Source organism: Rhizobium sp. NFACC06-2, assembly GCF_900101425.1.
Lineage (GTDB): Bacteria > Pseudomonadota > Alphaproteobacteria > Rhizobiales > Rhizobiaceae > Agrobacterium > Agrobacterium leguminum.
In genome coordinates, this window is sequence record NZ_FMVA01000003.1 from 1 (window position 1) to 18,551 (window position 18,551).

Genomic DNA, 18,551 nt, shown 5'->3' on the forward strand with positions numbered 1-18,551 from the left:
CGCGGACTTCAGGGGAGAATTTGTTCGTCGTCTTGCTTGTCATAGACCCTACTTCTCACGAGTTGGGGTCTCCGGTAAATCCGGTGCGGTTCAAGGCGGCAGATTGTGAGACTCCATCCAGCTTCCAAAGAAGTAGTTTTGTATAAGGAAGGATTCGGCGATTCCGATCTACTGAATCGTACATCTGTTGGACAAAGAATTTCTGAACTCGTTGAACGGATTGAAGACCCGATGGTACTCGCGGTTGATGGACCTTGGGGAAGCGGGAAGTCTTTTTTTCTGAAAAGGTGGGTAGGGGCGCACACCCTTGAGAACGGCGGTACAGCTACCACTGTCTATTTCGACGCGTTTGCGAATGATTTTTTTGAGGAGCCCTTGGTTGGGCTGACCGGAGCCATCGGTGAGCGACTACCGAAAGGAAAACCTCAGAGAAGTCTAAAGAAAGTGAAGAAGGTCGTTTATAAGGTGGCTGGTCCTGTCGCGAGAATTGGCGCAGCCGTCGCGACGGCGGGTGCAACCGAACTTGCGGGTCCCATTCTTGATGCAGTAATCGAGGCTGGCGGAAAAGAAGCCCAAAACGCGGCCGAAGCGTTTTGGAAACGAGAAGACGGTCGCAGGGCTGCTATTCAACAATTTCGATCCGCGCTATGCGAGATTACCGAAGACGGAAAACCTCTCGTAATCGTTGTTGATGAGCTTGATCGGTGCAGGCCGGACTATGCGCTCGCTGTGTTGGAAGTGATTAAGCACTTTTTTGCAGCTGAACGAGTTCACTTTGTGTTGGGTGTAAACCTAGACGCGCTGGAAGATATGGTCCGGATTAGGTACGGAGCCAACATTAATGCAGGGGACTACCTGAAGCGCTTTATCTCGCTTTCTCTGTCGCTTCCAAATAATCTCGGCGGCGATCTGTCTGCCAATGCCTCCGTCCATTACTTCCAAGTGACCGCCAGGGAAATGGGTATTGAGCCACGATTGATCGATGTAGCGACTGACCAACTAAAAATGGCCGTGACTGCTACGCCGGTATCCCTGCGAGATATCGAGAAGGTGCTTATCCGGTTTGCGCTGCTGCCAAGGAGGAAGGATTTCGAGCGTACCTACGTCGGATACCAAGCTCTCATCGTGTCGCTGACTCTGTTCCAGGTTTTGAAGCCAGACCTTTTCCGTCGGGCATTCAGACGCTCTTTAAAGATCGGCGATATCCAAACTTTTTTCGGCATGACGCAGTCAACGCTGGATGAAAATTCCGAGGCCTACGACAGAGACGCTTCTTTCCTAAGAGGTCTCTGGCAGTTTGCACTGACGAGCACAGTCGATGTCGAGAGCGAAAAGCCCCATTTTGCCAGGGCATTTAATGGACGAGTACGCGCGGTTTTTGAAACAATTGAACGAGACTATTTTTGCTCTCTTTGAAATCAACGAGACCGCGTAGCAAACGGAATTGTTCGTCATCGGCTAGAGGTAAACTTAACCAGGCCAACCGGCCAAACAATAGTGTTTTTCGGATAGGCGCTCTTCGAGCAGAACGTTGGGATTCGGCTTGAGGTTGCCGTCACCGAGGAGCATGATCTCCGGGTTCGAAGATGGGAATTATGGGAACTCCCAACCACAGTCCCAAAAGGTGATCATTGCGGTTAATCGATGTTTCTTGCGAGGGGAACCGCGTCGACGCATTGCCATATCTTGCAGTGGCTTCAAAGATTTGCATCGTTGTCCTGGGCACCACGATATCATTGCTATGGTTATGGAAGATTCGCTCTAACTCGTCCGGCAAGAACTTGTAGGGCTGCAACTGTATTCGATCCGGTTACCTCTGGACGATTACTCGCGTTCCTGGCTGCACCATCTCATAAAGCTCCTCGACATCTTCGCGAAACATCCGGAAGCATCCGCTCGATGCATTGGTGCCGATAGAGGCGGGGTCGTTGGTCCCGTGGATGCGGAGTAATCCGTCGGCGAGGTAGATCGCGCGGGTTCCAAGCGGATTGGCGGGACCGGGTTTCACAACTGCTGGAAGCCTCGGGTTTTTCTGACGCATACTTGCGGTGGGTCGCCATTCAGGATGTGCTCGTTTCGACACCACCCGCGTTGTTCCATACCATTGTTTGCCCTCGCGACCGACTGCGATGGGGTACACGAACTGCTCACCATTTGCTGTCGTGTAAATAAGTTCGTGCTCACGCGTGGCGATCACGATTGTTCCTCGTGCGCTTCGCGCTGACGGCCGCCTGCTTTCATATTGAGGTTCTTGATAGCGAGGGACGGGGTCGTAATAAGCAGGTGGTGGATACGGGCTATATGGATTGTCATAGTAGGAGCCACCATAGTCGTCGTATCCATCATAGGGCTCATAGATTTGGGCTTGGCCATGCACCGCCGTCAGAAATAGTGCCGCAGCAAGGAGAACCAGTAATCTCATTCTTCGCATCCGCTTGTTTTTACGCGCATGATTGGGCTGAGTTCTATGGCAGCACTATGGCAGGTGCAGTCTGCTCTTGAGAATGCTCTCTAGCCGCTAGGTTCTCAAAAATTGAACTCGCAAGCCCTACTCGGGTGATGGCGAAGCAGACGTGAGTGATGTTGCGAAGGTTGTGTACGCGGACCTAATGTACGTGCTGTCCGCCATCGGCCGTGGGAACAATCAACCTAACAAACCGGTCAAACAAAGCGGTCTTTCGGATCAGGCGCTCTTCGAGCCGGACCTGGGGCTTCTGCTTGAGATGGCCATCATCAATAAGCCCAAGCCAACTCAGTGGCCGCACAATCTCATGCGCGACAAACAGGCAGGCTTCGAAACGACCACTGATGCTTCCACGTGTAGGAAACAGGTCTATCGGAATGATCAGTTCCGAAAAGTCAGCAACAGTGATCCAGTCGCCCAGCCGATTGCCAATCACGCGCATGAAATGTTCCAGGTGCCAAAACAGCGCGTTGGCCTGAGGGTCGTCGCCTATTGGGGAGCGCAGCATGTATTCTGTCAGGATCACCTGAAGGTCGCCATAGCGCCCGATCATGGCGGTTCCCGCCCTAGTCAGCTTTGCTTGCCCTTTATAATGCCGGATCAGCCGAGTGTTCAGCAAGATTTCGTGGATCAGGAAGAGCGGTGGAAAATCCGGCTCATTCAACACCTTGTTGACCGCGTAAAGCTCTTTCGGTTCATACCCGGGCCACTGAAACTCTTCGGCAGCCCACTCTACGCACTTCCGATAAAAATTGCCGAGTTTCGTGATTTGAATGCCGCCATGCTGCTCTGCATAAAGCAAGAGCTTCATGGTGTTGATGCACATCGGGGACGCTTGCAGCTCTTGCTCTGTCAACGACGCTTCGAAGAACAACATCGGATAATGTGCTGAGGCTTTTAGCAAACGTGTCTCCGGCGAAGTGGGGTGCTGAATTGGAAAACGCGCAGAGGAACTGTGCCAACGATTTTTTCCCGGGCATCGAAAACATAGGCGCGATAAATATTGCTGCAAGAAGGGAATCATCCGGCGTTGGCGGGATGCTGCGTCTGCGCCTCCTGGTCCAATAGCTGGACGGTGCTTCCTTCTTTCTTTAGCTCTGCGATGATCCGCTCGACATTCTCCCTTGTGAACCATTCTTCAGGATCAAAGCTGGCCCCAGCCCAAACGTCCAAGATCGGCACGCAAAGGCGCTTCAGCGTGCCAAAATAGTCCTCCAACAACTCCGCTCGATTGACTACCAGCTTACTAAAATACCTGTCTTCTACCGCCTTGAGATGTGTATGCACACGCAGGCCGTAGTCCATGCCCCTGCCAAGGATGCGGTCCTTCAGTCCTCGATGATCGGTGAACAGCGCAATCTTTGCGGCATCTGGAACATTGGCCGTCGTAATCGCGGCATGAGCCAGCAGGCAGTGCATCCTGATGAAAATGTTAACCGACGTGAGAAATGGATGATCAACTCGACCCTTAAGGCGATGATAATCCTCTCGGTAACTCTTGGCCGTGACGAAGACGGAATTCCCATGAGCGCGCCAATAGTCGTACTCACCAAAATAGACGGTCCTGCTGTTGATCCGCATACCCTCAACCCCGGTAACGTCCTTACCGTCGATGTTCCACAGTCGAGTACGAGGTGAGACATCAGAATTGGTCAACACAATGAAGTCGTGCCAGCCAAAAGACGCAACGTGGTTCATTTCTTCACTGGCGGTTTTGAGCAGCTTATGCGGACGCTCAAGCGTGAGGAAGTTGTTTGCTGCATCCAAAAGTGCATAGCCCGAGACGACGTGTTTGTCAGCAATCTCTCGGACCTGCTGATCGGTTTCAGTGGTCCCGAAGTCGAAGGCATTAATCTGTGCGATAAATTCCCTACGCGCGCTTTCCGTGAGCGCATCGATTGTTGCCCAATCAACGCCCGGTCCAGCGGAAGGTGCTGGGTTCATGTTTTCGGCGAGGATTTTGAGAACGGAGGCGGTCACGGATTCCGTGATGGCCTTCGTCATTGCCTGGGTGCGGGTGAGTTCGTCCTCCTCACGCGTTTGAACGGCCTCAACATCCCGGAACCGCATGCACCGCTTCAGGATAATGTCCCACTGCTGATAGCTCGATATTTTCACTGATTCTGGACCGACGCTCCGTACGTAGACATGCATGAAGCTGTTTTCGTCTTTGGCACCAATTGGTATCGCGCCGTGGGAGGGAATATGCACGACTGGATAAGTGACCCCGTTGGTGAATTCGGTGAAGCGAACCTCGCACTGCAAGGGTGGCTCCAGTCGGGTTTTCAGGAGGTTATGGATCGCGTCAGAACGGAAGTGTTCCAGAGGAAAGGCTTCTGAGCGCGACTGAGGGTTCCCATCGTCATCAACCCCAAAATAAAGCCGACCGCCGCCGTGATTAGCAATTGCCGCGATGTGCCGGGCAATCTTTGCCTGGCCTTCCTTGTTCGCCTTTGAGATGCCCATCCAGGCTTTGAACTCAACATTCAGCTTTTCGCTGCGATGTCGCAGGTCCTCTTCCATTTGCTGAACATCGGTCAACACAGACATTTGCAGTTCCAATCGTTTCGTGGTGAAATTCGCCGGGAGAAATATCGAAGGCGAATATGTTGCCACCGGTCGTGTCAATAAAGCGTAGAGGCATTGCAAAGGCTCGCTGGTCTGCGAGCACCTATTTCCATTTCGCAGCCCATTCCCGCAGCGCAGCCTTCGCCCTATCTGGCCACTGCTTCACGGCTGGACGAACCACAATCTTTTCACCCGATGGCTTCCAGGCCAGGAACACCTGCTTTTCTTGGATCGACGCGACCAGCAGTGCCTCCTCTTCCTGGCACAGGTGACGGGTACAAGCCGAGCCGACGAAGTAGTCGCCATCAAATGAACCGGACCCGACACCGAGGATGATGTTGGAATAGTCATCTTTGTCAGAGCCCAAGAGGTCGTTGATCTGTGCCGCGACCTCACCGAATGACAAAAGCTCGCTAGGGTGGGAAACGGTCTTCTCCCGAAGCTCGGACCAGCCTTTTGATGTATCGGCAATGAAACCTTGGTCCACGGATTTCGCAAAACCGCTTGCGGGCGTCCACGTCCACGTTTCACCCGGGGAGTTCGGCAGCGCTGTCGTCTTGAAGGTAAGCTGATCGGCCAGAACGTCTATGGTCACCGGGCGGCAGCTCTCAATCGGACCATCGACCTTCGGCTTTGCGCCCGTAGGGAATGATATGACGAAGGGAGAGGAGTCACAGGTGTTTCCACCTGCTGATGATGATCCAACAACCACCGGCGTGCCTGAAACCAGCTGAATGTCTCTGATATTGATAGTCGTGTTTCTCAAGAATTCACGCTTGTCAATTGTAAGGACCTGTTCAAAATCTCGTTGCACGACGGCGATCTGGTGTCCGAACATCTTCATTTCGAAGACCGCAGCGGTGGCAACATTAATCTGGCCCACCAGCAGGGACACTAAAGTGATGACAACGAATTGGATTACGCTTTTCAATCAGGCCTCCGGCAATTGAATAATTGCTACTTTATGTAATTATTGCGCTCTGAATGCAATCAAATGAGCCGCCACTCACCGGCGGCTGATCGACGGCTGACCGCTTCCTGTTGTGAAGTAGCGATCTACCCGCAGTATGTTTGCCCTAATTGACGCCCATCTCACCTTTCACCACCGAATGACTGGGGGGCTTCCAGGCTGGCGGCTTTTGTCTGAAGGGCGATAAAAGGAGACATCTCAAAGTGGGGTTTATTGACTTTTGAGCCTTCAAATCGGATGCATCTCGTATAGATGAGAAAACACGTGTTCAGAGCATTATTTGCACCGCCTTTCGGCGGTGCAGTTGTGATGAGCAATAGCTAGGCGCTCACCAACACCCCCGCCAATTTGCGGGGTTCTCTGGCCTGTTCCTCGCACCGATAGGATTTTGCTCATGGCATTAGAAAAAACAGTTTCATTCAATTCGGGCGCGCATAGGATCGCTGGAACGGCCTGTTATGCTAAATTGCCCAGCCGCTCGACCTTTTTGCTCCTTCATGGTTTCACAGGGACCCGAAATGAGCTTGTGATCCCCTCTCTCGAAATAGGGATATTCGAACACGTCGCGGCCAGGTTGGCTGATCTCGGCCACTCTTCGCTTCGAATAGACTTCCGGGGCTGGGGAGACAGTGACGGCTCCATCCAAGAAACGAGCTATTCCACGCAGATTGATGACTGTTTGGCTGCGATGGATTTCATCGAGACCCAACCCGATCTTGATAGTGGCGAAGTCATCCTGCTGGGCTGGAGCCAAGGCGGGCTGGTCGCAGCGGCTGCTGCTGGTCGAACTAATCGGCCATCAGGCGTGGCACTTTGGGCTGCTGTGGGAGAGCCTAAAGTGTCGTTCCCCCGTTTGGTCGGCCAAGATGCATATCTCAAAGGCCTAAACAGCGAAGAACCAACGACACTGATTTTGCCTTGGGGAGCCTCTGTGATGCTGGGACACTCATTCTTTGCCGAGGTATCGCGGTTTGATCCGATAGCGGAGCTGTCCCATTATACCGGGGCTGCATTTATTGCGGAAGGCACGCTCGACGACGCCATACCGGAGGGAACCGCGAAAAAGTTTGCCGCAGCCCACAGAGGGGAGCATTCTGTTTGGGAGGCTGCCATGGATCACGCGTTCAACACCGCATCTGGTGTGGAGACCTTAAACACACTGACGGACGCGACGGTCGACTATTTCAAGAGCCGTCTAAAACCATGATCACGTAGACGGGCTGCTGAATTTCCATGGTGGCTTTTGAGCACAGTAGGACAACGTCTGAACGGCCGGAATGGGGTTGGGGGCGCACTTCCATGGAGGCTTCGAGGAATGCCCGCTATTGGCGCTACTCGCCATACAGCACAGGGTAGTTTCCCCCTGCGATTTTCGGCTGTTGATTAACCCTTGCCGATGCAAAGTCGAGAGGCAGCACAACGCTGGATTTAGGCTCATGAAGACGCCGCGCAACCCGACTACTGGCGATTTTCATGACGAGCATACTAACGAACACAAGCGCAGTAGGCGCTCTCCAAATTTTACGAGCCGTTTCCAGCAATCTCGCGAAGACACAGAACCAGGTTTCCTCTGGACTTCGGGTTGCCACGGCCTCTGATAACGCAGCATATTGGTCTATCGCCACGACGATGCATTCCGACCAATCGGCAATTTATGCTGTTAAAGACGCCATCGGTCTCGGATCAGCAAAAGTAGACACCGCATATGCTGCGATGCATTCAACAATCGATGTGTTAGCCCAGTTTCAGGCGAAATTGGTCGCGGCTAAAGAAGCAGGTGTCGACAAAGCAAAGATTCAGGCCGAACTTGAACAATTGAAACATCAGACCGTCGACATAGCTCGATCAGCGAGTTTCAATGGCGTGAACTGGCTGAATACATCTTTCACTAACATCTACGACTCGCCCGAGGCGAAAGCCGAACTGACCACATCCTTCGTCCGATCCAGTAGCGGCGGCGTTTCGGTGCAAACCACCGATATCGATCTGTCGAAAGTATCGCTGTTCAACTCTACCGGCGGCGGGCTGCTTCAACCCGATAATCGTAGCCCTGGCACCGTAGGCGGCATTCGCAACACGATATACTCCTTCGATCCGGTTGGAACGTCCGCATGGGAAGACTACGTTTTCGATGGCCCGTTAACATTCAACGATAACAGTACCGCCATCACGTTCACTCTAAACCTGGATGCCGACGATCCGACGACAACCACCGGCGCGCAAACCGGGATGACCCAGACGTACACCGTAGACCGGGACGCTATTGATGCCGTCAATGCCAGCTGGAACGGTATCGTATCCAGTCGTGCGCAGTGGCGGGAGGTTCTGCGATCCGTTATCGGCGGGGCCGTAAGAATTCTCCAGGATTCATCGAACCCCGCGAAATTTTCGATAGAAACAATGGAGGTTTCAGGGCGCGGTTCTTCCTATTACATGAGCGGCTTCAGTTCGACGTTGCCAGGCGGAAAGACCGGTGGTCTGCAAGATAGCGCGGCCATTATCTACGGAACCCGCGCTTACACCTATAGCATTTGGGACGCGGCATTCGAGCTGAAACCCGGGGTGGAAGCCTACATTGCAATCGTAGAGAACGGCGTCGACAAGACACTCATGTTGACACAAGACACGGTGATCGCAGCTCTTGGCACGACGACCGGCGCGGTGAACTCGATTGGCGATTACATCCAGGTCCTCAACTACGCCTTTGTCGATCAGGGTATGGGTATCGAAGCAACTGATCTCGGGTCCGGGCTTATCCGATATGATCTGATCGAAACCATAAATCCAGAAGCGGGACGGAAATCGACGTTGGGCGTCACGGGCGCGACCGACAATATTGGGAACGCCCCGACGTTTGGTTTGCTCGATGTCGATGTGACGTCGAATTACAGCCTCGACGCCTATATTAGCGGTGTCCAATCTATGCTTTCTCGCGTGATAGACGGTGCAGCGGTTCTCGGGGCAGTGAAAAGCCGCTTGGAGCTGCAGGAAAGTTACAACCAGGCTGTTATCGATTCCATCGATAAGGGCATTGGACGACTGGTCGACGCGGATATGAATGAGACGTCCGTCAGGTTGAAGGCACTTCAGACCCAGCAGCAGCTCTCCATCCAGGCACTCAGCATAGCCAACGAAAATCCATCAATGCTAATACAGCTCTTTAGATAAGCTGTTCGGGAAGCGTTTCACGGCCAACCTCATTTTTCAGGAGATATCGGCGTACCGTCCGTGGATGGATGCGGTATTGGTCTGCGATGGCAGCCATCGAGAGGCGGCCGTTGAAATATGCGTGGCGAACTGCCTCGATCTGGTTCGGGGTGAGTGCTGGTCGACGACCCAGGTGCCGTCCTTTCGCTCGGGCAGCCGCAACGCCAGCCGCAGTGCGCTCCGAGATCAAGCAACGCTCAAATTCCGAAATAGCGCCGAATATGTGAAACACCAGGTTGCCTGTCGGGGTTCCGGTGTCGATAGCTTCAGTCAGCGACCGAAGTTCCACTCCTCGGTTGCGCAAAGAAGAGACGGTTTTTATGAGGTGCGCAAGCGATCTGCCGAGGCGATCCAGACGCCATACTACCAGCGTATCACCGGTTCTAAGTCGCCGTAAGGCCTTCGATAGTCCGGGACGGTTAGTGCTCGCCCCCGAAACTCCTTGATCCTCAAAAATAACATCGCAACCGGCCGCATGCAGAGCGTTCAACTGCAAGTCCAGATGCTGGTCGACGGTGGATACCCTCGCATAGCCTATTCTCATGATCGTTCCGAGATTTCCTTGTCATCGGCGCGATTGACAAAACCAACCGATTTTGTCTGGCAGGATTTGCCGTCGTCCGACGAATGTGTTTGTTCAAGGCTCTCAAGGAATTAAGCAATCTACGACATCAATCCTGGGTCGATGACAAAATCGGTCAATTTTTTCCTGTGCGGGTAGACGAGAAGCATCGCGTCGCGCCAAGGAGTTTTGTCTGTGCGCGGCGTGAAATCCTTCTCCGCCTGCGTGCACGATTTGATGGATGCCTGGATAAAAAGCAAAGACGGGGCTGAGGCCGCCGACATCTATCAGGCGGCTATACTACCGTTGCAGCCAAACGTGATCCTGGCGGTAGTAGATTGGAATTCTCCCGGTGCGGAAGCGTTCTCAGTCGAATTTGTCCGTCGATACAGTGTGGCAACGAAGGTGCTGGATTTTCTCACGCAAGAGCCCTGTGATTTCCGCAGCTTTCCAGATCAGGAATACCTGAAACATACCGCCGTCCCTGCGTTGACCGAGGTCCTGACGCAGCAGCGACCATCCCTTTCCCAAGGGAGCACCAATTTCGGAGGCTGCAAGATTGTCTATGAATGTTTGCTGCTTCCCCAAAAATCTGGAGCCCGTCGAAGCGAATGGTGCATCGTCTTCTCCAGGATCGATCTCCTGTTGCCGGAAGTCTCCCGGTTTGAAACGGACGGGGTTGATCTCAGCATTCTCCAGCTACTGACAGAGGGGGCAACGCAAAAAGAAATCGGGCTCAGGTTGGGCCTGTCGCCTCGGACGATTGAACATAGGATCGACCGACTTAAAGGCAGGGTGGGGGCGAAAAATCTCCAGCACCTTGTGGCGCTTTGGGTTGCGAGCAGGTTGTAAGATTCTGCTAATATAAGATCGGAAGGGTCTGAATCTCGTTGGACGCTCTTTAAGCGGTGGCACCCTTGTCTTGATCATGTCACTTATACTGCATAACGATCCCTTGCGGAGGTTGGGGACGTACCCCCGGCTGCTATGATCCCAACAGACCGGTCGCCAGTCTCCGCAATCTACGATGACAGATATTTCCTTTGCGCCGGGGAGCCACTCATTTTGCTGACCCTCAACTCCAGAGCACGAAGCCACCATTTCACGAGGTTCTCATGCAATCATCGCGGCTGGACCGGCACCATTTTGAACGACCGCTCCAAAGCGATGCCACGCCTCGCGAAATTCTGCACGATCATACGCTGTTGGCTGTAACCACATCGATATCTTTCCATTGCTGCTTTTCGCCGGATCACTCTGATGGCAAAGCGCCTTCACCTCTGCCAGGGTCATGATGTAACAGACCGGAGCGTCCGTTTTAGCCTTTATGGTGATGATCCACCAATCAGACCGCAGGTTATCCAGGTTTCCGCCGAGGCCCACGGGGTCTCGTTTGGTCAGTCCCTTGCTTTGAACCCCAAAAAAAATCGTCTCAGCATCGTTCGCGCAATACAGATCGCTGCCCTTCGAGTTACGAGCTGTCAGCATAACGTTCCACCCCCGACGGGAGAGTTGCCACGCCGCGTAGTGTAGTGCCGCGTTACCAGTCACTTGCGATGATTTAACGTCCATAGATCAGGCCTTTTGAAAAAATCATCAGTTTCGCAATTTCATCTTCAAATTCACGGATATCCGCTGCCGTGCTCTGCTCGCGGCGAAGAACAGAGGCAGTAATTAGCCTTACCTCAGCAAATTGTCGAATACGTCATGCTGCAAAAGCGCCAACGGGAGACGTGTTGTCTCCTCCTAAAAATTTCGGCTACACGCAACGGCAAGTGATTTCTAACGGCTTAAGATGAGAGATTTGTTCGTCATAACGCATACCGAGTCCATCCACCACATAGAGGGAAAGGTCGGAGGCTGGTACGACACCGGGCTTACAGGACAGGGCAGGAGGATGCTCTTGCCGTGGTCGAGAGGCTATTTACGTTTATCGGCGAAAATGAGATCGAGATTTTCTCGTCCGACCTAAAGCGGGCCTCGTAGACAGCAAATTGCATCGGAAGCCACTTCGGACGGCCTGTGAAGCAGACAAAGGCGCTGCGGGAGATCAGCTATGGTATAGCTGAAGGTAAGTCGCAGGAATGGCTTGATGCGCGTTATGTACCAGCACCAGATACCGACAGACTCGATCATTGAGGTAATCTTGAGGGAGCGGAGTCCACGTCGTGATGTGGCGGCCCGGGTTTATCCCTGCGTCAACGCAATGGTTGGTCGAGATTGCGAAACGCAGGTTATCGTCCCCCACGGCTTCACATTAAGTTTGGTGATCGCAGCCTGGATGAAGGTACCTGTGGATGCCTGTGGTTTTATCTCCTACGCCGCACCCAGCGGAAGCATCACCCATCTCCGACAAGACGATTTCTTCCGCAGCAGGGCAATGATCCGTTTTGCGGACACATCCCCTTTGGTCCGATGAGTGTGGAGGTACCAAAAATACCTTGATGCAAAGCACTAATTGTGGCCGTGAATCTATCGGACGCGAGGACTGACCGGACTTTCAAGATAGCGTCGCCGGAAAGTTCCTGCGACAACCACGCCCAATCCAAATCCGGCTATCAATCTTGCTAGCAAAAGATCAGGCAGCGAATTGGACACCAGCCAATAAAAGACCCCAAATGCCAAGAACGACGTTGCGACAAGGCTAAGCTGGCCATCTGCGGCTGGCCGACGAAAAGCCACAAAATGAAAGCCAGCGACGCTCCCAACCAAGCACGGCACAAACTGACCAAGACTTATCGTTGCCTTCGCCGTAAGCGAATCCAGCAGGCAAAAGATGAGCGCCAATCCTCCGGTGCCGACTAGCTGTAACCCGACGGCTCCAGCCAGGCGTGTTCTGACGGAATATTTGGGTTTCGAATAGCGAAAATATGTGACCAAGGCGTCCTCCTTTGAAGTGGTCGCCTTCGACATGGGTGCGGCCACCCTGAAATTCGTACAACCTCAACTTGAGTTGAGGTCAAGGGGGACGGTGACGCGAGAGTTGTCCAGGGTAACCCTGCACGGAATGTACGCGTCGAGCTGTTGCTTGAGGGGCGAGTGTTACGCTCCTGACATCTGTTTCGAATAGCGTCGAAAGATGACCCGAAACATTTTTGTATTTACTATTCTTGCTGTAACCCAAGTGGCCGGATGGGGCGTCGTCGGATTTCTTCCCGTTCTGGCGTCCTCCATCGCTGATGATCTGCGAACCCCGCTTCCAACTGTATTCCTTGGTACAACGATCTTCTATGCAACCATGGGACTCACCGCGCCGATCATTGGCTCGGCATTCACTCGGCTCGGTGCGAGGATCGTAATGGTTGCCGGGGCGATGTTGATTGGAGTGGGTCTTGCCTTGTTGAGCGTCTCCGGCGCGACATTTTCGTTTCTCTCTTTGTGGGCAGTCATTGGGGTCGGAGGGGCAATGTTCCTTACGACCGCCGCCTATGTCTATCTCTCAGAGTTCGCCCACGAGAGGGCGCGCGGACTAATCAGTTCCTTGATGCTCGTCACAGGTCTCGCCGGAAGTGTATTTTGGCCGTTGACGGCTTACCTGCAACAGCACTTCGACTGGCGCGGCATCGTTCAAATCTATGCTGCAGGGATGATCGTCATTATTTTGCCGATGGTGATGTTTGGTATTCCTGAAGCGAGAACACGGGACGAGCATCGCGATACACAACAACCTGCAACCCGGAAGAACGGCACTTTCTGGCTCCTCGTCGCAGCAATTGCGTTGAACGGTTTTGTGACCTACGGCATGGAGTCTATCGGCATTGAATTGTTTCGGGCGTTGGGGGCGGATGCCGTCTGGGCTGTCGGAATGGCGTCATTCCTGGGAGTTCTCAAGGTTTGCGGCCGTCTTATCGACCTTGCCGGTGGCAGCAGATGGAGTGCCGTTTCCACTGGGATCGTGGCCGGTGTAATGATCCCTTCTGGCCTTTTGGTGCTTGTCGCCTTTGGCGCAAGCCCGGTCGCAGTGGTTGCTTCCCTGCTTCTTTTCGGAGTGGGCAGCGGGGCATTCGCTGTAGCACGTGCAACTATGCCTCTGGTGTTTTTCAAGAAGGCCGAATACGCGGCTGCAATGTCAGTGATAGCTCTGCCCTTGAACATGACTAGTGCACTGGCTGCGCCAGTCTTATCGGGAATCCTGACGATATCAGGCCCATCCGTGACGCTGCTGTTGTTGGTCATTTTTAGTGTATCCGCCTGGTGCATCCTGCTCAGACTCGGCAGTTTGACGAGAATGCACTCGATGTCGGCAATTAACTGAGACCATTCCGTTGCGGCACATCCCGGGGCGCAGAGGCCGATCTTTTGAATTGTCGGTGCAGATTAACCGGTGACAACTCTGGTCTCGGGCGTTCCATCCGAGGGCTGTTGTTCGGATTCCGACCCTGGAAGTCAAATTCCCGCGTGCAATTAAATCCTCTATAGGTCGATTGATGCCGAGGATATCCAAGGAGGTAACTGTGTTTCGCTGGGCTCATCGACTTCTTATGCTTCTGGGAGTTGCCATCGGTTCAGCTATTGCGGCGGATGGCGACGCGGTGCGAGTTTTCCACGATGCCGTTCATATGGGCAAAGTGGAAACGGTTCGGACGATGCTCACGGCCGATCCCGGACTTGCCGTTTCCAGGGACCAATATGGTTTCCAGCCCGTACACCTACTCGACATGTATGCCGATGAGGAGGTGCTCGATCTCTTGCTTGCAAATGGAGCAGACATTAATACCGTGAACGACGAGGGCGTCACCATTCTCCACATCGTCACCGATCCGGATGCCGTCCTGCTCCTTGTGGGACGAGGCGCAAATGTCGAGGCTCGCGACAAAAGAGGATGGACCCCTTTGATCATGCAGGCAAACAACCAGCAGAATGGTCCGGATGTCGTCGCCGCTCTTCTTGCGCACGGCGCTGATCCGAATGCAGAAGGGCATGATGGCGAAACCGCTCTTTCCTTCGCAAAGGAAACGGGTGATAGATCGTTTATCGAGGTACTTACCGCTAACGGTGCGACGAAGTGATAACCGTTTCAGCTTCGCTGCGCCAAGCTCCGAGGGAATTCGGAAGTGTCGCAACGGCTCGATATTGGATAGACCTTCGTCCGTCTTATGCCGGTTTGGACATGCTTTGGTCTGCTGCGTGGAAGGCCCTGTGCCCGCATGTCAGTAAAAATGACGCGTTTCGTTCCATGGTCCAAAGAGCCAGCGGCCAGGGATCGTTGGTAATCGCATTGCGCCGATGAAATTGCCGCCACATGCTAATGTATGGAGGTGTCAATGCTGAAGAATATAGACAAAATACGACTTCTCAAACTGCGTAGCAGAGTGGCCGATTACAGACATCGGCGATTGGAAGCGCCGTTTGGCGTGACTAAAGAACCGTTTGAAATCCAGATGGTGTTGGGTGCCCTTGATGACGGGTACGTCGCTCATTTACGGTCAGCATTAGAAAGCAGCAAAAAGGCTGTCGGTGGTCGTCCTAAATGGCGTGCTGTTATTCGCGAGGCTGAGCTAGCGCTTCGCCTTTGGGAAGAATTTGAAGCGGGCCACGGCACAGGCTGCCTGGTGAATATCGAGAAATGGCTCAAATGTTCACCGGCGTGGCTCATCGGCGGCGAAACTATAATCCATGCGCGTCGCCTTGTTGCCGAACACGGGGAAGAGTACCGGGAGGAGGCACTTAGTTTTTCCCTCTGGGTCAAACCGGAGAGGGCGGGTTCAACGTTGGTAACGACAGGCTTTTGACCGCGTCTGTGAGATCGTGCCCCGCATACAATTCCGCCCCTTCGGAAGACAGAATTGTAAAAAAAGCCTTTTGGTCTCCTGGCATCCCAACTTTCAGCTTGCCCGAGAGCCGGAATTTGAGCTGTGACTCAGATTTAGAAATTTGCGCTTTGAATATTCTGCCTGCTAAGTCCGCTGCGCGCTGTCTAGCGACAGCAGTCATTCTGGCGTTTAGCTGTTCCGCCATGATTGCAGCGTAGGCGCGCTTTACCCCCTCCAGTCCCGGTCCATGGCTTTGAACTACACCGCCTACGTGGCTGGTTGACCAAAGTTCCCCATCTTTAATCTCAATATAAAAATGCACTACGTTATCTCCCTGGATCGTGTGTTTACGGAAATCATAAAAGCGTAAACGGCAGGTTTCTTCTCGTGTCCGGGCGCTAGACTTTACCGCTTTCAAAAAACATCGAATGGGAATTCACCAGCCGTGAAACATACCTCCATACAGTCAGCCCTCTTTAGTGGCTTGGGTCGTACTCTGCCCACCTTTGTGTATTAAGGTCCTCATTTCAGGCCAGTTTGGCGCAGCCGGAGGTCGGGTCCCCCGGCGATTTTCGGCAGGCGTCAGCAGAGCGGGGCTTAAACAGCCACATTTGGAGACGCATTGGGGATCGTATAGTCGTAGGTCCAGTCTCTGACAGACGGGTCGTATCCCCTCTGCCGTCGACGATGACTCGCAAAGCGTTGTTGGCGCTTTGATGCAGAAGGAAACAAAAAGGAAATCAGTACCCACGAGGCCGCCCCTGACATTATCTACCATGCCTTCGCAGCATCGCGCCAGAATCTCGCACTGAAGTTGTTCAGGTATCCGCTTTGATCCGGTGCAGCTGTGAATGTTTCTGGAATTCGGTTTCCGTCGCCACAGCTCTCGAAATAATCCCTCAGCGTGTAAAGGGCGGTTCTCATCAGATGCTGCCAAGTAAATGACAGCTCGTTCTGACGAATTTCCTCCTGCTTCGCTTTGCTCGGTTTCCGCTTTGGCTGTGGCTGCGAATAGGACGGCCGAAGAACGGCTTTGTGGCGAAATGTGATGTTTCCAAAGCTCCAGTCGTCTTCGAATGCTTTCCGCCAGCGGTAGGAAATCGTAACAGACAGGTCGTTCGTAAAATGACTTGGCCAGTACACGTTGTCATCAACGTGCCAATATAGCCGCTGCCGCTCCTCGGTTTCCATTCGGCCCTTCATTTGCCCAACAGCTCTCCGGAGTTCGCTGCCGGTTCGCACCGCGTAAGAATGCGTCTCTTCAATTTTCTTGGCGGACTTGGCATCGCGATACCTCCCCAAGGCTCGCTCGAAATGATATAGCTTATTTACGACATAGGGTCCGCAGTCCGACAGTCGTAATCGGGAGAGGTTTCCAGTCCGCGCCTCCATTACAGACTGGTCGATAAGCCTTCCTAATTCATGTTCATCGACCGCCTTGATCGCGTCTATTTCTCGTTCTGTAAGATTAATTTCGCCCATATAACACAGCCCCCCAAAATTTACTGCGAATGCGTTAGGAAAAGAACAGAAATAGGAAGTGATAACCTGTATTTGCGCGCTGCACCAACATTTAAGTAATCACAAAATTGTCCGAGTTCCATACTGATCTGACTGAAGCAATTTTTAGATTCCGTGTGCCTTTAAGACTTCTACTAGTTTATTGAGCCTCTCCTGTCCTCCGCCCGGGATTTTCGCAGTGAAGAACCCGGTCTTTTTGAATGTGCGATCAAAGGCCGCTGGAATTTCTTCCATCACGCCTAGCATCTCTTGAAAATCTTCTTTGAATGCCAGGCAAATGCCAACAGCGAGGTCATGAAGCTCTCGTTGACGAATTTTTATGAGCGGGACATTGCCGGTGTTAATCTCGGGAAACGCTAAACGGCTCTCGTTGTAGGTGTGGATAGTATCGGTCAGGCTGCTGTATTTCTCGTTTATAAGCATCAGCTTGTTCGCCAGTTCAGCTTCGCCACTCCAGAACAAGAAGGCTAGCTCTTCGCTGGAGAATTGAACAGGATCGTGGTTGATGCCGGACATAGGTACCATCTTCTCGGCAATTCCTTCACTCGCCAATCCAGCGGCATTCGCATCCTCCACTGAGTTGAGGATCAATCCTATCGTTGAGTACATCTGATTAATAATGGTAATAGCTTTAACACCAATATGGAGTGCAATCGTTTCATTTCGCCTTAGCTGTTCAGCACGTTCCACTCTTCGAACGCGTCGATGCTCTGTCGCGCTCTGCCGTATATTCCGTTTGAATTCTTCTCTAGAAATCAGGTACTGAATTGTACCCGCTACAACTGCACCGACCACCGCGCCGAGAAGTGTAGAAATAAATAGTTGCTCGCCGTCACTGAGGGACCAACCAAATGGCCAGGGGTCGGGCGCACACGGCGCGAACGCTCGCGGAGCAATATTACAAATTTTCTTGCCGAGTTCTTCCAGCATCATGTTTCGTGCTCATTCTGTCTGCGTGGTAAGCTCCTAGCGAGCCCTTCGTAATTCTCAAGGAAACGTCAGTTCGCCTCGACTGAACGGAGGCGCTAGAGCGGGTACCGCAAACTGGGTGATTGCAATGTCCGGCCGGTCTATGGTCTCTGTCGGACTCACAGTCATCCCGACAGGCTGCCGGATTCCTAGCTTCATCCACACTTAGATATTCGGGACGATTCCCGGAGTATGGAACAAACATACATGATCGATCCAATCGTCAAGGCAATTCAGGGGGCGATTGTCAATATCTGTCTCTCCGACCCAGCGACCGGTGCCAGGTTGGGACGGCTGAAGCTGCAGCCAAACATGAACATCGGGACCGCGTTGAAGGTGGACGGTGATGTGCTCCATTACAGCAAAGAGCATGTTAAAAGCCTAACCACGTCAGAACTGAAGGACGCTCTAGCGAAGGCGGCCGGGGATAAGGTTTACGGTTCGCATGCCACCTCAAAAAAACATTGACGCGGCGGTTTTTGTTCTCTATTCGTTCCAGTCATGAAAAACGCACCTCTGCACCTTATACGAATATCC

Annotated in this window: 17 protein-coding genes; 9 read left to right on the plus strand and 8 right to left on the minus strand. The window is 53.0% G+C overall.

The window, feature by feature from the left end:
- Nucleotides 1-138 precede the first annotated feature (138 nt).
- Complete coding sequence (locus F3H58_RS06860) at nucleotides 139-1,416, plus strand: KAP family P-loop NTPase fold protein (protein ID WP_188128810.1); 1,278 nt, start codon at nucleotides 139-141, stop codon at nucleotides 1,414-1,416.
- A 394-nt stretch (nucleotides 1,417-1,810) separates the two neighbouring features.
- On the opposite strand, the gene F3H58_RS06865 is transcribed toward F3H58_RS06860, so the two are convergent.
- The 4 genes from F3H58_RS06865 to F3H58_RS06880 all read right to left on the minus strand — a co-directional run bounded on the left by F3H58_RS06865 (nucleotide 1,811) and on the right by F3H58_RS06880 (nucleotide 5,963).
- Complete coding sequence (locus F3H58_RS06865) at nucleotides 1,811-2,422, minus strand: L,D-transpeptidase (RefSeq protein ID WP_149741654.1); 612 nt, start codon at nucleotides 2,420-2,422, stop codon at nucleotides 1,811-1,813.
- Between the two features lie 184 nt (nucleotides 2,423-2,606).
- The gene (locus tag F3H58_RS06870) at nucleotides 2,607-3,368 is read right to left on the minus strand and encodes a hypothetical protein (protein ID WP_149741655.1); all 762 of its coding nucleotides are present in this window, start codon (nucleotides 3,366-3,368) and stop codon (nucleotides 2,607-2,609) included.
- 116 nt (nucleotides 3,369-3,484) lie between these two features.
- Nucleotides 3,485-5,014 carry an AlbA family DNA-binding domain-containing protein gene (locus F3H58_RS06875; RefSeq protein ID WP_149741656.1) on the minus strand — a complete coding sequence of 510 codons (1,530 nt, stop codon included), beginning with the start codon at nucleotides 5,012-5,014 and terminating at the stop codon, nucleotides 3,485-3,487.
- A 121-nt stretch (nucleotides 5,015-5,135) separates the two neighbouring features.
- Complete coding sequence (locus tag F3H58_RS06880; protein WP_149741657.1) at nucleotides 5,136-5,963, minus strand: Ivy family c-type lysozyme inhibitor; 828 nt, start codon at nucleotides 5,961-5,963, stop codon at nucleotides 5,136-5,138.
- A 433-nt stretch (nucleotides 5,964-6,396) separates the two neighbouring features.
- Here F3H58_RS06880 and F3H58_RS06885 point away from each other — a divergent pair, with 433 nt between their 5' ends.
- Nucleotides 6,397-7,209, plus strand: coding sequence for an alpha/beta hydrolase family protein (locus F3H58_RS06885; protein ID WP_149741658.1), 813 nt, complete (start codon nucleotides 6,397-6,399; stop codon nucleotides 7,207-7,209).
- Between the two features lie 266 nt (nucleotides 7,210-7,475).
- Complete coding sequence (locus F3H58_RS27155) at nucleotides 7,476-9,170, plus strand: flagellin N-terminal helical domain-containing protein (RefSeq protein WP_188128811.1); 1,695 nt, start codon at nucleotides 7,476-7,478, stop codon at nucleotides 9,168-9,170.
- Here the strand turns inward: F3H58_RS27155 and F3H58_RS06900 are convergent.
- Complete coding sequence (locus tag F3H58_RS06900; RefSeq protein ID WP_149741659.1) at nucleotides 9,163-9,753, minus strand: recombinase family protein; 591 nt, start codon at nucleotides 9,751-9,753, stop codon at nucleotides 9,163-9,165. The genes F3H58_RS27155 and F3H58_RS06900 overlap by 8 nt on opposite strands.
- A 213-nt stretch (nucleotides 9,754-9,966) precedes the next feature.
- Here F3H58_RS06900 and F3H58_RS06905 point away from each other — a divergent pair, with 213 nt between their 5' ends.
- Nucleotides 9,967-10,623 carry a helix-turn-helix domain-containing protein gene (locus F3H58_RS06905; RefSeq protein WP_149741660.1) on the plus strand — a complete coding sequence of 219 codons (657 nt, stop codon included), beginning with the start codon at nucleotides 9,967-9,969 and terminating at the stop codon, nucleotides 10,621-10,623.
- A 261-nt stretch (nucleotides 10,624-10,884) separates the two neighbouring features.
- On the opposite strand, the gene F3H58_RS06910 is transcribed toward F3H58_RS06905, so the two are convergent.
- Nucleotides 10,885-11,259 (minus strand): hypothetical protein, encoded by a 375-nt coding sequence (locus F3H58_RS06910; protein WP_286169181.1) that lies wholly within the window; start codon nucleotides 11,257-11,259, stop codon nucleotides 10,885-10,887.
- A 534-nt stretch (nucleotides 11,260-11,793) separates the two neighbouring features.
- On the opposite strand from F3H58_RS06910, the gene F3H58_RS27505 reads away from it, so the two are divergent.
- The 4 genes from F3H58_RS27505 (at nucleotide 11,794) to F3H58_RS06935 (ending at nucleotide 15,503) form a co-directional block, all read left to right on the plus strand.
- Complete coding sequence (locus F3H58_RS27505) at nucleotides 11,794-11,910, plus strand: hypothetical protein (protein ID WP_286169182.1); 117 nt, start codon at nucleotides 11,794-11,796, stop codon at nucleotides 11,908-11,910.
- Between the two features lie 940 nt (nucleotides 11,911-12,850).
- Complete coding sequence (locus F3H58_RS06925) at nucleotides 12,851-14,026, plus strand: MFS transporter (protein ID WP_149741662.1); 1,176 nt, start codon at nucleotides 12,851-12,853, stop codon at nucleotides 14,024-14,026.
- A gap of 199 nt (nucleotides 14,027-14,225) precedes the next feature.
- Entirely contained in the window at nucleotides 14,226-14,780 is a 555-nt protein-coding gene (locus F3H58_RS06930; protein ID WP_286169183.1) for an ankyrin repeat domain-containing protein, read from the plus strand.
- A gap of 255 nt (nucleotides 14,781-15,035) precedes the next feature.
- The gene (locus F3H58_RS06935; protein ID WP_149741664.1) at nucleotides 15,036-15,503 is read left to right on the plus strand and encodes a hypothetical protein; all 468 of its coding nucleotides are present in this window, start codon (nucleotides 15,036-15,038) and stop codon (nucleotides 15,501-15,503) included.
- A 792-nt stretch (nucleotides 15,504-16,295) separates the two neighbouring features.
- Here F3H58_RS06935 and F3H58_RS06940 read toward each other — a convergent pair.
- Complete coding sequence (locus F3H58_RS06940) at nucleotides 16,296-17,006, minus strand: hypothetical protein (RefSeq protein ID WP_149741665.1); 711 nt, start codon at nucleotides 17,004-17,006, stop codon at nucleotides 16,296-16,298.
- A 144-nt stretch (nucleotides 17,007-17,150) separates the two neighbouring features.
- Nucleotides 17,151-17,978 carry a hypothetical protein gene (locus tag F3H58_RS06945; protein WP_149741666.1) on the minus strand — a complete coding sequence of 276 codons (828 nt, stop codon included), beginning with the start codon at nucleotides 17,976-17,978 and terminating at the stop codon, nucleotides 17,151-17,153.
- Nucleotides 17,979-18,221: 243 nt separating this feature from the next.
- On the opposite strand from F3H58_RS06945, the gene F3H58_RS06950 reads away from it, so the two are divergent.
- Complete coding sequence (locus tag F3H58_RS06950) at nucleotides 18,222-18,482, plus strand: hypothetical protein (protein ID WP_149741667.1); 261 nt, start codon at nucleotides 18,222-18,224, stop codon at nucleotides 18,480-18,482.
- The last annotated feature ends 69 nt before the right edge of the window (nucleotides 18,483-18,551 follow it).